12 protein-coding genes are annotated in these 14,002 nt (G+C 61.1%); 10 read left to right on the top strand and 2 right to left on the bottom strand.

Going from position 1 to position 14,002, the window contains the following annotated elements:
* The first annotated feature begins 4 nt into the window (after positions 1 to 4).
* The 9 genes from AC8GFZ_RS03990 to AC8GFZ_RS03950 all read left to right on the top strand — a co-directional run bounded on the left by AC8GFZ_RS03990 (position 5) and on the right by AC8GFZ_RS03950 (position 10,861).
* Positions 5 to 1,180, top strand: coding sequence for an acetyl-CoA C-acyltransferase (locus AC8GFZ_RS03990; protein ID WP_506642564.1), 1,176 nt, complete (start codon positions 5 to 7; stop codon positions 1,178 to 1,180).
* 67 nt (positions 1,181 to 1,247) lie between these two features.
* Positions 1,248 to 3,131, top strand: coding sequence for an acyl-CoA dehydrogenase (locus AC8GFZ_RS03985; RefSeq protein WP_506642562.1), 1,884 nt, complete (start codon positions 1,248 to 1,250; stop codon positions 3,129 to 3,131).
* A 61-nt stretch (positions 3,132 to 3,192) separates the two neighbouring features.
* Positions 3,193 to 3,981, top strand: coding sequence for an SDR family oxidoreductase (locus tag AC8GFZ_RS03980; protein WP_506642560.1), 789 nt, complete (start codon positions 3,193 to 3,195; stop codon positions 3,979 to 3,981).
* Between the two features lie 4 nt (positions 3,982 to 3,985).
* Positions 3,986 to 4,429, top strand: coding sequence for a PaaI family thioesterase (locus tag AC8GFZ_RS03975; RefSeq protein WP_506642558.1), 444 nt, complete (start codon positions 3,986 to 3,988; stop codon positions 4,427 to 4,429).
* 15 nt (positions 4,430 to 4,444) lie between these two features.
* The gene (locus AC8GFZ_RS03970) at positions 4,445 to 5,461 is read left to right on the top strand and encodes an NADP-dependent oxidoreductase (protein WP_506642556.1); all 1,017 of its coding nucleotides are present in this window, start codon (positions 4,445 to 4,447) and stop codon (positions 5,459 to 5,461) included.
* 67 nt (positions 5,462 to 5,528) lie between these two features.
* Complete coding sequence (locus tag AC8GFZ_RS03965; RefSeq protein WP_506642554.1) at positions 5,529 to 6,467, top strand: glutathione S-transferase family protein; 939 nt, start codon at positions 5,529 to 5,531, stop codon at positions 6,465 to 6,467.
* Positions 6,464 to 7,366 carry an SDR family oxidoreductase gene (locus AC8GFZ_RS03960; protein ID WP_506642552.1) on the top strand — a complete coding sequence of 301 codons (903 nt, stop codon included), beginning with the start codon at positions 6,464 to 6,466 and terminating at the stop codon, positions 7,364 to 7,366. Before AC8GFZ_RS03965 ends, AC8GFZ_RS03960 begins: the two co-directional genes overlap by 4 nt.
* 56 nt (positions 7,367 to 7,422) lie before the next feature.
* Positions 7,423 to 9,783, top strand: coding sequence for a Tex family protein (locus tag AC8GFZ_RS03955; RefSeq protein WP_506642550.1), 2,361 nt, complete (start codon positions 7,423 to 7,425; stop codon positions 9,781 to 9,783).
* A gap of 16 nt (positions 9,784 to 9,799) precedes the next feature.
* Complete coding sequence (locus AC8GFZ_RS03950; RefSeq protein ID WP_506642548.1) at positions 9,800 to 10,861, top strand: phospholipase; 1,062 nt, start codon at positions 9,800 to 9,802, stop codon at positions 10,859 to 10,861.
* A gap of 1 nt (position 10,862) precedes the next feature.
* On the opposite strand, the gene gbd is transcribed toward AC8GFZ_RS03950, so the two are convergent.
* Positions 10,863 to 12,017: a 4-hydroxybutyrate dehydrogenase gene (gene gbd, locus AC8GFZ_RS03945; protein WP_506642546.1), complete on the bottom strand. Its 1,155-nt coding sequence runs from the start codon at positions 12,015 to 12,017 to the stop codon at positions 10,863 to 10,865.
* 137 nt (positions 12,018 to 12,154) lie between these two features.
* On the opposite strand from gbd, the gene AC8GFZ_RS03940 reads away from it, so the two are divergent.
* The gene (locus AC8GFZ_RS03940; RefSeq protein WP_506642544.1) at positions 12,155 to 13,012 is read left to right on the top strand and encodes a YbgC/FadM family acyl-CoA thioesterase; all 858 of its coding nucleotides are present in this window, start codon (positions 12,155 to 12,157) and stop codon (positions 13,010 to 13,012) included.
* Between the two features lie 15 nt (positions 13,013 to 13,027).
* Here the strand turns inward: AC8GFZ_RS03940 and ygfZ are convergent, their stop codons facing one another.
* Positions 13,028 to 13,960 carry a CAF17-like 4Fe-4S cluster assembly/insertion protein YgfZ gene (ygfZ, locus tag AC8GFZ_RS03935; RefSeq protein ID WP_506642542.1) on the bottom strand — a complete coding sequence of 311 codons (933 nt, stop codon included), beginning with the start codon at positions 13,958 to 13,960 and terminating at the stop codon, positions 13,028 to 13,030.
* Between the last annotated feature and the right edge of the window lie 42 nt (positions 13,961 to 14,002).

Here is a 14,002-nt window from a genome sequence, read left to right as displayed (position 1 = left end):
CATCATGACCAACGCTGTCATCGTCTCCACCGCTCGCACACCCTTGGCCAAAAGCTGGCGCGGGGCTTTCAACATGACCCATGGCGCCACCTTGGGCGGCCACGCGGTCAAACACGCCATCGCCCGTGCCGGCATTGACGCCGCCCACGTCGAAGACGTCATCATGGGTTGTGCCAACCCCGAGGGTGCCACCGGCGCCAACATCGCCCGTCAAATCGCTTTGATGGCCGATTGCCCCATCACCGTGAGCGGTCTGACCGTCAACCGTTTTTGCTCGTCGGGTTTGCAAACCATTGCACTGGCGTCTCAGCGTGTCATCGCCGGTGAAGGCGATGTGTATGTGGCTGGTGGCGTGGAAAGCATTTCTTGTGTGCAACAAGAGATGAACCAACACATGCTGATGGACCCCGCGCTCAACAAAAAGAAGCCCGAGATTTACTGGAACATGCTGCAAACCGCCGAGCAAGTGGCCAAGCGCTACAACATCGGCCGTGACGTCATGGACGAGTACGGCGCGGCCAGCCAGCAAAAAGCCTGTGCGGCCCAAGCAGCTGGCAAGTTCAATGACGAGATCGCCGCCATCACCGTGCAAGCGGGTGTGGTTGACAAAGTCATGGGCATGATGACCAAGCAAGTCACTGTCAGCGCCGACGAGGGCTTGCGCGAAGGCACGACCGCTGAAGGCATTGCCGGCATCAAACCCGCCATGCCTGGTGGCGTGATCGCTGCCGGCAATGCCAGCCAGTTCTCGGACGGTGCAGGCGCTTGCGTGGTGACCAGCGAAGCCTATGCCACCCAGCACAACCTCAAACCCTTGGGCCGCTTCTTGGGCTTTGCCGTGGCCGGTTGCGAGCCCGATGAAATGGGCATTGGCCCGGTTTACGCCATCCCCAAGGTCTTGAAGCGTTTGGGCCTGAGCATCCAAGACATCGATTTGTGGGAACTCAACGAAGCCTTTGCGGTGCAAGTGCTGTACTGCCGTGACAAGCTGGGCATTCCCCCTGAATTGCTGAACGTGAATGGCGGCGCGATTGCGGTGGGTCACCCCTACGGTGTCAGCGGCCAACGCCTGACCGGCCACGCCCTGATCGAAGGCAAGCGCCGCGGTGCCAAGCGGGTCTGCGTGACCATGTGCATTGGCGGCGGCATGGGTGCGGCAGGTATCTTTGAAGTGCTTTAAGTCACACACTGGACAGAACCGACCCAACCCGTCCTTTGCGGCGGGTTTGATCTTTTAAAGTCAAGCCATGGCCCTCAGAGACACCATTGATTTTCTCCTGTATGACTGGCTGGCCACACCAGGCTTGACGCAACGCGATCGATTTGCCGACCATTCGCGCGAAACCTTTGATGCGGTTTTGGACACCTGCGAGCGCATCGCCCGCGAGAAATACGCACCCTTCAACCGGCAGGTGGACACCCAAGAGCCTGCCTTCGATGGCGAAAAAGTCATCCTCCCCCCTTGTACCCAAGCGGCGCTAGACGCCTATGTGCAAAGCGGCATGTTGAGCGCCGCGCAAGACCATGACATCGGTGGCATGCAACTGCCTTACACCGTGGAAGCAGCGGCCAATGCGTTTTTTGCTTGCGCCTCGGTCAGCATTGGGGTCACCATGCTGACGGTGGGCAATGCCAATTTGCTGATGAAACATGGCACGGCTCTGCAAAAACAGTTGTTTGCCCTCAACGAATTCAATGGCCGTTTTGCCGGCACCATGTGCTTGAGCGAACCGCAAGCAGGATCGTCTTTGTCAGACGTCGCTACCCGCGCCACGCCTGACGGCGACGACCACGCCCACGACCCCTTGGGGCCACGCTATCGCCTCAAAGGCAACAAGATGTGGATTTCCACCGGTGACCACGAGTTGACCGAAAACATCATCCATTTGGTATTGGCCAAAATTCCGGGCCCGGATGGCAAAACCATTGCTGGCACCAAAGGCATTTCGCTCTTCATCGTGCCCAAAAAATTGGTGGGCACCCAAGGGCAGTTGACCGGTGAACGCAACGATGTGGCGCTGGCCGGGCTGAACCACAAACTGGGTTGGCGCGGCACGGTCAACACCTTGCTGAATTTTGGCGAAGGCAAATACCCTGTGCGGGGTTCGGCCGGTGCGATTGGTTATTTGGTGGGCGAAGCCGGCAAGGGCTTGCAATGCATGTTCCACATGATGAACGAGGCCCGCATCGGTGTGGGCTTGGCCGCCACCATGTTGGGCTTGGCAGGCTACTACGCCTCACTTGATTACGCGCAAACCCGCACCCAAGGCCGGCCTGTCGGGCCAGCGGGCAAAGACCCCGCGCAGCCACCGGTGCGGCTGATTGAACACGCCGACATCAAGCGCATGTTGCTGGCGCAAAAAGCCTATGGCGAAGGCGCTTTGGCGCTGGGCCTGTACTGCGCCCGTTTGGTGGACGAGTTGCACACTGGTGACGAAGCGCAACGCAGTGACGCCCAATGGTTGTTGGAAGTGTTGACGCCGATTGTGAAAAGCTGGCCCAGCGAATGGTGTTTGGAGGGCAACAGCTTGGCCATACAAATCCATGGGGGCTATGGTTACACGCGGGACTTTCCCGTCGAGCAATATTGGCGCGACCAGCGCCTGAACATGATCCACGAAGGCACCCACGGCATCCAAGCCATGGATTTGTTGGGTCGCAAAGTGCTGCTCGAAGACGGCCGCGGCTTGAAACTGCTGGGACAGCACATCCAAGCCACCATTCAGCAAGCCCTAGACGGTAGCCATTGGGAACCACCCAGTGGTCATGCCGAGGCATCCGACAGCCATCGCGAGCGAAGCGAAGCGACCCCCCTGCAAACCCACGCCCACGCCTTGCAACAAGCTTGGAGCCAAGTGGTGCAAGCCACCCAAGCCGCTTGGGCAGGTGGCGAACCTGCGGTGGCACTGGCCAATGCCGTGCCCTATATGCAAGCCTTTGGCCACACCGTGCTGGCGTGGACCTGGTTGCAAGTGGCTTTGGCGTCGCAAGGCGAGGGCGATGCCAACCTCGGTCGCCGACAGGCCTGCCAGTTTTTCTTTCACTACGAATTGCCCAAAATCGGCGCATGGCTTGAAGTGGTGCGCCAACGCGACACCACCTGTGCCGACATGCCCGAAACGGCGTTTTAGGCCACGGCACAATGGCACACCGCTGGGTACGCCAGCATGACATTTCTTCGGAGAACCCCACATGACACGCACCGTCACCCAACTTTTTGATTTGCATGGCAAAACCGCCTTGGTGACTGGGGGTTCACGGGGATTGGGTTTGCAATTGGCCCATGCCTTGGGCGAGGCTGGTGCGCGCTTGATGTTGACTTCGCGCAAACAAGCCGATTTGGACGAGGCCGTGGCAGAACTCAAAGCCGCCGGTTTGAACGCCATCGCCCTGGCGGCCGATTGCGCCAAGGAAGACGACATCCACCGCTTGGGCGCCGAGGCCTTGAAGCAAATGGGCCATGTGGACATTTTGGTCAACAACGCCGGTGCCAGTTGGGGCGCACCTGCCGAGGACCACCCCTTGGAAGCCTGGGACAAGGTGATGAACCTCAACGTGCGGGGCTATTTTTTGCTCAGCCAATACATCGGCAAACACGACATGATTGGCCGCCGCCAAGGCAGCATCATCAACATCGCCTCCATTGCCGGCCTGGGCGGCAACCCCAAGGGCATGAACATGATCGCTTACAACACCTCCAAAGGCGCGGTGATCAATTTCACCCGCGCCTTGGCCGCCGAATGGGGCGCCCACAACATCCGCGTGAACGCCATTTGCCCCGGGTTTTTCCCGAGCAAACTGACGGCCGCCACCCTGGCCAAAATGGGTGACAGCTTGGCGGCGCACGCCCCCCTGAACCGCTTGGGCGATGACGAAGACCTCAAAGGGCTGTGCGTTTTGCTGGCCTCCGATGCGGGCAAACACATCACCGGCCAGTGGATGGCGGTCGATGGTGGTGTGAGCATCATCACCGGCGGTTGAAGGCATGGCTTCATCCATCAAGCCCTCGGACGGGGGATTTGGCGTCCACATTCCGTTTGTGGCCATGTTGGGCCTGCAGTTGCAGCGCTTTGAAAATGGGGAATCCGATTTGTTTTTGCCTTACAAGGCCGAACACGACAACTCTTTTGCGGTGATCCACGGCGGCACCTTGATGACCGTGCTGGACGTGGCCATGGCCAGCGCGGCCCGCAGCGTGGACCCCGACAAAGGCGTGCTCACCATTGAAATGAAAACCAGCTTCATGCAAGCCGTGCGCGGGGACTTGTGGGCACAGGGCCGACTTTTGCACCGCACCCAACGGCTGGCCTTTGTGGAAGCCACCATTTTTGACACATCGCGCGAGCGCTGTGCCCACGCCACTGGCACCTTTCGCTATGTGGCGCGCAAGCCCCCCGACGAGAGCCACACGCCCATCGCCACCGACTGACCACAGGAGACTCCCATGACCATCAACCACCAATGGCAATTGGTTCAACGCCCCAGCGGCGAGGCCAGCACCGACAACTTTGCATTGGTCAGCGCCCCCATCCCCAGCCTGCTCGAAGGCCAGGTGCTGGTGCGCCACCATTACCTCAGCCTGGACCCGTATATGCGTGGCCGCATGAACGATGGCAAAAGTTACGCAGCCCCCCAAGCCCTCCACAGCGTGATGATTGGCGGCACCGTCGGCGAAGTGGTGGACAGCCGCCACGCCAAGTTTGCCCCCGGCGACCGCGTGGTGGGTATGGGCGGCTGGCAAGACTTCAGCGTGGTCGACGCGAACGAGCCTGGCTTGCTGCGCAAGGTGGAAACCACCCATGTGCCCTTCAGCCATTACCTGGGCGCCGTGGGCATGCCGGGGGTCACCGCCTGGCACGGTTTGGTGCGCATCATCGAGCCCCAAGCCGGGCAAACGGTGACCGTCAGCGCGGCCAGCGGCGCGGTGGGCAGTGCCTTTGGCGCATTGGCCAAAGCCCGGGGCTGCCGCGTGGTGGGCATCGCCGGTGGTGCGGATAAATGCAACTATGTCACCCAAGAACTCGGTTTTGATGCCTGCATCGATTACAAACAACACTCCGACTACATCTCACTGTCCAAGGCCTTGAAGGCGGCATGCCCCAATGGCATCGATGGCCATTTTGAAAATGCCGGCGGCAAGGTGCTTGACGCCGTCATGCTGCGCATGAACGCCTTTGGCCGCATCGCGGTGTGCGGCATGATCGCTGGCTACGATGGCAACCCCATCCCCATGGTCAACCCCTCACTCATTTTGGTGAGTCGACTCAAGGTGCAAGGCTTCATCGTCAGTGAGCATCCCGCCGATTGGCCCATCGCCCTCCAGGAGTTGGGTGCATTGGTGGGCAGCGGTCAGTTCAGGCCACGTGAAACCGTTTCCATGGGTTTGGACAGCGCACCCCAGGCGTTTTTGGGTTTGCTCAAAGGTCAAAACTTTGGCAAACAATTGGTCAAGCTGGTTTAACCCCCGTGGCGATGCGCTTTGCACCCATCGCCCCCCGCCATTCGATCCACGCTGAAAGCCCCGCCACATGCCTGAATTGATCCTGCACCATTACCCGCTGTCACCCTTTGCCGAAAAAATCCGGTTGATTTTGGGCTTCAAGAAACTGCCCTGGCACAGCGTGTTCATCCCCAACATGATGCCCAAGCCCGACGTGGTGGCATTGACCGGTGGGCACCGGCGTACCCCTTTTTTGCAAATTGGCTCGGACATTTATTGCGACACGGCTTTGATTGGCGATGTGCTCGAGCAACTCGCCCCCAACCCCAGCCTGTACCCGCCGGCGCAAAAAGGCGTGGTGCGCATCGTCGCCCAATGGGCTGACAGCCTGCTGTTTCCGGTGGCCATGGCCTACAACTTCAACCCAGAAGCCGCCAAAAGTTTTTTCGCCAACCAGGACCCCACACATGTCCAGGCCTTCGTGGCTGATCGCACCGCCATGCGGGGTGGGGCGCCCCGCATGCCTGCCCCTGATGCCGCCGCCATGTACAAAAGCCATTTGCGCCGCCTGTCGCAAATGCTCGAAGGCCAGCCCTTTTTGTTCGGTGCGCAAGCCTGCTTGGCCGATTTTTCAGCGGTCCATCCCCTGTGGTTCACCACCCAACAGGTGCCTGTGGCCGCCGACATTTTGAAGTCCACCCCCCATGTGCAAGATTGGGTGGCGCGCATGCTGGCCATCGGCCACGGCGACCACACGGCCATGACCGCATCGGACGCCATCGCTGTGGCCCGTTCGGCCAAGCCCGCCGCGCTGGACCCGGGCCAACATTTCCAAGACGAACACGGCATCCCATTGGGCAGCGACGTGGTGATCCAGGCCGAATCTTTTGGCACCGAACCCAGTGCGGGGCAGTTGGTGGCCGCCACCCGCACCCGCTACACCATTCGCCGCACCGACCCACGGGCGGGCACGGTGCATGTGCACTTTCCCCGCATTGGCTTTGTGTTGAAACGGGCCAGCACATGATCAAAGACTTTCCGGGAAAAACCGCGGTCATCACCGGCGCTGGTTCTGGTTTTGGCTTGGCCTTGGCCCGCCTGGGCGCGAAACTGGGGATGAAACTGGCCTTGGTGGACGTGCAAAAAGACGCCCTCGACGCCGTTTGCGCTGAACTGCAGACCATTGGCACCCCGGTGATGGCACGCCGCGTGGATGTGGCCGATGGCGGGCAAATGCAGGCCCTGGTCAACGATGTGGGGGCCCAATGGGGTGCGCCGCATTTGGTGTTCAACAACGCTGGTGTGGCCGCCGGTGGATTGGTGTGGGAGAACACCGAGGCCGATTGGGATTGGGTGCTGGGCGTCAACCTCAAAGGGGTGGTGCATGGCGTGCGTTTGTTCACCCCCATGATGCTGCAAGCCGCCAAGGCCGACCCGAGTTGGCGCGGTCACCTGGTCAACACCGCGAGCATGGCCGGTTTGCTCACCCCGCCCAACATGGGCATTTACAACGTCAGCAAACACGCGGTAGTGGCCCTGACCGAAACCTTGTACCAAGACTTGCAATTGGTCACCAGCCAAATCAGCGCCAGCGTGCTGTGCCCTTATTTTGTGCCCACCGGCATCAGCCTGAGTCAGCGCAATCGCCCCGCCCATTTGCCCCCAGAAGACATGACCCCCAGCCAACGCATTGGCCAAGCCATGAGTGAAAAAGCGGTGGGCAGCGGCAAGGTCAGTGCCGAAGACGTGGCGCAAATGGTGTTTGATGCAGTGGCCGCAGACCGCTTCTATATATACAGCCACCCCAAGGCCTTGGGCAATGTGCGTTTGCGGGTGGACGCCATCCTGAACGGCGACAACCCACCCGATCCGTTTGCCGAACGCCCAGACATTGGCACCCAACTGCGGCAAGCCTTGCAAGGCTGAAGCCGAGCCCCCAGCGGTGTGGCACACTTCGCCGCTTTGCGCGCGTGACAGGGACGATGAAACAAATTTTGAACCAATTGGCCGCCGACATTCAGGCCCGGCCAGAGCAAATCAGCGCGGCGGTGGCACTGCTCGATGAAGGCGCCACGGTGCCCTTCATCGCCCGCTACCGCAAAGAGGTCACCGGTGGTTTGGACGACATCCAGTTGCGCGAACTGGCCCAGCGCCTGGACTACCTGCGCGAGTTGGCACAACGGCGCGACGTGATCCGCAAAGCCATTGCCGAGCAAGGCAAACTCACCCCCGCATTGGATGCGGCCATCGAAATGGCCCTCACCAAGCAAGCGCTCGAAGACCTGTACCTGCCCTACAAACTCAAGCGCCGCACCAAAGGCCAAATGGCCCGCGAGGCCGGCATCGAGCCTTTGGCGGATGCTTTGTGGGCCGATCCACAACTGGACCCGGCGGTTCAAGCCCAAGCCCATGTGCGACCCGCAGGCACGCCTGAGGGCACCGACTTTTCCAGCGTGGCAGCGGTGCTCGATGGGGTGCGCGACTTGCTCAGCGAACGCTGGGCGGAAAACCCCGCACTGGTGCAATCCATGCGCGAATGGTTGTGGGACGAGGGCTTGCTGCGCAGCCAATTGGCGGCGGGCAAAGACGAGCAAAACCCCGATGTGGCCAAGTTCCGCGACTATTTCGAATACGACGAGCCCATCAACCGCGTGCCCTCGCACCGCGCATTGGCGGTGTTTCGGGGCCGGGGCCTGGAAATCCTCGATGCCAAGTTGTTGCAACCGCTTGAACCGGATCCTGGTCAACCGAGCTTGGCCGAAGGCAAACTGGCCGGGTTGCTCGGCTGGAGCCATTCGGGGCGGGCAGCTGACGACTTGCTGCGCAAGTGTGTGGCCTGGACCTGGCGCGTCAAGCTCAGCATGTCCATCGAACGCGACTTGTTCACCCGCTTGCGCGAGCAATCGGAAAAGGTGGCGATCAAGGTGTTTGCCGACAACCTGCGTGATTTGTTGCTGGCCGCACCGGCTGGGCCGCGGGTGGTGATGGGTCTGGACCCGGGCATTCGCACCGGCGTCAAAGTGGCGGTGGTCGACGCCACCGGCAAGCTGGTGGAAACCGCCACCGTTTACCCCCATGAGCCGCGCAAAGATTGGGATGGGTCGCTCTATGCTTTGGCCAAGCTGTGTGAAAAACACGGCGTCAACCTCATCGCCATTGGCAACGGCACGGCCAGCCGCGAAACCGACAAACTGGCTGGCGAACTCATCAAACTCATGGCCAAACACGACGCGTCCAAGCCCATGGCCAAGGTGGTGGTCAGTGAAGCCGGTGCCTCTGTTTACAGCGCCAGCGAATACGCCAGCGCCGAAATGCCCGATGTGGATGTCAGCCTGCGCGGCGCGGCCAGCATTGCCCGGCGTGTGCAAGACCCGCTGGCCGAACTGGTCAAGATCGATCCCAAGTCCATTGGCGTGGGCCAGTACCAACACGACGTGAACCAAACCGAACTGGCGCGCAGCTTGGACAGCGTGGTCGAGGACTGCGTCAACGCCGTTGGCGTGGACCTCAACACCGCCAGTGTGCCGCTGCTCACCCGGGTGTCTGGTTTGAGCCCCACCACGGCCAAATCGGTGGTGCGTTGGCGCGAAGCCAATGGGGCCTTTGCCAATCGCCAGCAATTGCTCAAAGTGAGTGGTTTGGGCGCCAAAACCTTCGAGCAAAGCGCGGGTTTTTTGCGCATCCGAGGGGGTGACAACCCGCTGGATATGACATCGGTACACCCCGAAACCTACCCAGTGGTGGAGCGCATCATGGCCCAAACGGGCAAACCCATCGCCGAATTGATGGGCCGCGCCGACATGCTCAAAACCCTGAAGCCCGAGCTGTTCGCCAATGACACCGTGGGCGTCATCACCGTCAAAGACATTTTGGTCGAGCTGGAAAAACCCGGCCGCGACCCCCGACCCGATTTCAAGGTGGCCCAACTCCAAGAGGGCGTGGAAGACCTCAAAGACTTGAAAGTGGGCATGGTGCTCGAGGGCACCGTCAGCAACGTGGCCGCATTTGGGGCCTTTGTCGACCTGGGTGTGCACCAAGACGGTTTGATCCACGTCAGCCAGTTGAGCCACAAGTTCATCACCGATGCGCGCGAAGTGGTCAAAACCGGCGACATCATCAAAGTCAAGGTGTTGGAAGTGGACGTGGCGCGCAAGCGCATCAGCTTGAGCATGAAGCTCGACGCAGCCCCCGCGCGCAAAGACGGCCCGCATGAGAATCGCTTTGAGCACACGGGCCGCGACCAGCGCCCACGCACGGGTGGCGGGTACAAGCCACCAGCGCCGGCACCCGCTGGCTCGGCCATGGCTTCGGCCTTTGCCAAGTTGCAAGGTTTGAAGAAATAAACCCGCCAGCTGCGTTTTGAAAGCCCTGGATATTTTTGCTGGCCCCCGCGCGCTGGCCCACATCAAAGCGCAGGGCTTGGCGCCTTCGCACATCGCCGTCATCCCGGGTGCGGCGGGCGGCCCCAAGGGTTTGATCTTGGGGCCCATCGATCGGTTTTTGTGGGGCCAGTGGTTGCCCCAAAGTCATCAAGCCATAGATTTGGTGGGGGCGTCGATTGGGGCCTGGCGCATGGCCACCGCCTGTTTGAACCAGCCTGTGCAAGCCTTTGAGCGGCTGGAACACGATTACATCCACCAGCACTATGCAGCGCCACCCGGACAAAAGCGCCCCAGTGCCCAACAGGTGAGCAATGCCTTTGGGCAAAGTTTGCAATCCTTTTACGGCACGCGCATGGGCGAGGTGCTGAATCACCCACGTTTTCGGCTGCATGTGGTGACCTCGCGGGGCAAACACATCTTGCACCGCGAGCACCCCTTGGGCACGCCCTTGGGTTATGCCGGGGCCTTTCTGAGCAATGCTTGGCACCGCAAGGCCATGGGGGCCTGGTTGGAACGGGTGGTGTTTTCCAGCCGGGGCGGGCTGCCGTTTGCGATTGACGACTATCCCACCCAACAGGTCTCCTTGACCGAACACAACTTCTTGCCCGCAGTGCAAGCCAGCTGCTCCATCCCGTTTGTGCTGCAAGCCGTGCACGACATTCCGGGTGCACCCACCGGTGCTTATTGGGACGGCGGCATCACCGACTACCACTTGCACTTGGCCTACCAAGGCTTGGTGCTGTACCCGCACTTTCAATCAGCGGTGGTGCCCGGCTGGTTGGACAAATCTCTCAAATGGCGGCACAAGGCCACGCCTTTTTTAGATCACACCATCGTGTTGGCCCCCAACCCCGAATGGGTCAAAACCTTGCCCAATGGCAAGCTGCCCGACCGCAGCGACTTCACCACCTATGCCACAGACTTGCCAGGGCGGGTGAAGGTGTGGACCCAAGCGGTGAGCGCCAGTGAGCAATTGGCCGAAGAGTTTGCCCGCTGGTGCGAATCACCCGATCCGGCTCGGGTGCAAGCCCTCGCCTGAATCACATCGCGGCTTCGAGCATCTCGCGGTAGTCTTGGGCACTGGCCAAGCGGGGGTTGGTTTTGTGGCAATGGTCGGCCATCGCCCCTTCGATGATTTTGTCAAACCAAGCCCGCTCCACGCCCATGGCGGCCAAGCCTGTGGGCAGGCCCAAACGCGCGTTCATGGCGCTGATGGCTTGGGCCACGGCCTCGGCGGCTGGCGCTGCACCGGTGATGGCGCCCAAGCCCATGGCATAGGCCATGCGCTCCATGCGGCGCTCTTGCTGCACCGAAGGGGCCGCCGCATTGAAGCGCACCACCGCCGGTAAAAACATGGCGTTCAAGGTGCCGTGGTGCAAGCGCGGGTTCACGCCCCCGAGGCTGTGGCTCAGGCTGTGCACACACCCCAGGCCTTTTTGGAAGGCCATGGCCCCTTGCATCGAGGCGCTCATCATGTTCAGACGTGCATCCCGGTCTTGGCCGTTTTGGGTGGCGCGCTCAATGTGGGCCCATCCGCGCGTCAAGCCGTCTAGCGCAATGCCATCGGCGGGCGGGTTGAAAGGAGCGGCCATGAAGGTTTCCATGCAATGGGCGATGGCGTCCATGCCAGTGGCGGCGGTCAAGCCCGGGGGCAGGCCCAAGGTCAGGGTGGGGTCGAGCAAGGCCGCCTTGGGCATCAGGTGCCAACTGTGAAAGCCGAGTTTGCGGCCATCGTCCACGATCACGATCGCGCCGCGGGCCACTTCACTGCCGGTGCCAGCCGTGGTCGGCACCGCGATCAAGGGGGCGACGCGTTCGCTGATGCGCGGCGAGCCGCCTTCGATGGTGGCGTAATCTTTCAAGGGCCCGGGGTGGGTGGCGGCAATGGCCACGCCTTTGGCGCAGTCGATGGCCGATCCGCCGCCAAAGGCCACCAAGCCATCACAAGCGTTTTGTTGATAAAGCGCTGCGGCGGCGCGCACCGCCGCCTCGGTCGGGTTGGACGGGGTTTGGTCAAACACCACCGTGTCGGACCCCAAGACCTCCAAGGCCAGGTCGAGCAAGCCTGCGGCTTTGATACCGGCATCGGTGACGATCAGGGGCTTATCAATATTGGCTTTGTCGCATTCGGCTTTGAGTTGTTGCAAAGCGCCATAGGCAATTTGGATGTTGGTGAGGTAGATGATTTGGGACATGGTGGGTGAAAGGGTGGTGGTGTGGGCTGTGGTGACCAGATGCCAAGGGCGCGGTGGTCAGCCACTATAGCCAATGGTGCTTGTCATAAACTGCCGACTTTCCCCAATGGCCGGGGTCTTGCCCCTGGAAAACGCGCATGAAAAAAGATGATTTTCGATTTGTTCACCGCCTGCGCGTGCGCTGGTCAGAGGTGGACATGCAGCAAATTGTGTTCAACGCCCATTACGCCATGTACATGGACACGGCCATTTGCGACTACTGGCGCCATTTGGCCTTGCCCTATGAAGACACGATGCGCGCGCTCAACGGAGATATTTTTCTGAAGAAAACCAGCGTCGAATTTCATGCCTCGGCGCGCTACGACGACGCACTGGACATCGGCTTGCGCTGTGCACGGGTGGGGCGCTCGTCGATGGTGTTTGAGGCCGGGGTGTTTTTGGGTGGGCAGTGGTTGGTCCAAGGCGAGATGATTTATGTGTTTGCCAACCCCCAAACCCACACCTCTTTGCCGGTGCCCGACCCCTTGCGACACTGTTTGGAAGCCTATGAGCGCGGTGAACCGATCACGCGCTTGCAATGCGGTGACTGGGCCCAACTCGAGCCCCTGGCCAGCCCCTTGCGACAGGCCGTTTTTGTCCAAGAGCAAGGCATTGACCCCGCGCTGGAATGGGACCCCGCTGATGCCCAATGCGTTCATGCGGTGCTCTGCAACCACCTGGGGGTGGCCGTGGCCACGGGGCGCCTATTGCCGAGCGAAAACGGGGTGGCCAAGATTGGGCGCATGGCGGTGCTGCGCCGCTTGCGCGAAACCGGTTTGGGCCGCCAGGTCTTGCTGGCCTTGGTCGCACAGGCCAAAGCGCGTGGCGACCGCGAAGTTTTGCTGAACGCGCAGCGCAGCGCTGAAGGCTTTTACCAACGCTTGGGCTTTGTGGTCCAGGGCGAGCCGTTTGAAGAGGCCGGCATTGCCCATGTGGCCATGGCCTTGAAGCTCTGAAGCTGGGGGCAGGGCTTAAATGTCGTCGCGCAGGGAGTAGGGCAGGGGCCAGAGTTGCAGCAGCGGCCCATCGGCTTGCCCCAAATGCAGTGTGCTGGCATCGACGGCAGCGGTTTGCAAGCAGGCGATGGCCACGCCGCCACCATCACCACTTTGAGCCGCTTGGGCAAGGATGCCGCAGTCTTGCGTCGCGTCTTGCGATGAAAACACCACCTGGCCCACTTGCATGGCCGGCCCCGACAGAACGAAAGCCCGGCGCTTGATGGCCCCCCTGAACTGGCTGCGTGCCACCACTTCCTGGCCGGGGTAGCAACCTTTTTTGAAGCTCACCCCATCGACCGACTCGTGGTTGAGCATTTGGGGCACAAAGGCCTCGGCGGTGGCGGCTTGCACATCGGCCACACCGGCCATCACCTCGCCCCACATCCACGCATCCAGGCTCAAACCCGCGGGGTGGGCATCGCTCACCGGGCTTTGGCCCACAGGTGCCACCCACAATGCGCGGGCATGACCCGCAGCAGGATACAAACCCATGGCGGTGCCGCCCATCAGGGTCTGTTTTTTCCAGGCCGAGGGCAGGGGGCCGCCCACCAAACCCCACAAAGACATCTCATCACTGGCGTCACGCAAACGCGCTTTGGCGCGCAAGACAAACATCGACAGGCGTTTGCACACCGCAGCCAACACATCGCGGCGGCAGACCAGCCACACGGTGTCGGGGGCATGGACATTCGCCACAAAGGTGGCTTGCATGCGCCCTTTGGCGTTGCAAAAGGCGCAAAAACGAACGGCATCCGCCGGCACCAAGGCGAGGTCGTGGGTGAGTTGGTTGTGCAAAAAAGAAACCGCATCGCTGCCACTGACTTCGATCACGCCCAAATGGGGCAATTCGCAAGCGCCGTGGAAATGGGTCGGTGGCAAGGGATGGTGTGGGCTCAGATGGGTCATGGGCTGAATTATCATCGCGGGCTCTTCTCCTTTGAAAGCCCA

It is taken from the genome of Limnohabitans rimovensis (SeqCode), from assembly GCF_965234775.1.
Classification (GTDB): domain Bacteria; phylum Pseudomonadota; class Gammaproteobacteria; order Burkholderiales; family Burkholderiaceae_C; genus Limnohabitans; species Limnohabitans rimovensis.
Note: the sequence above shows the minus strand (reverse complement) of the source record. Positions and strands in the feature narration are given on the sequence as shown.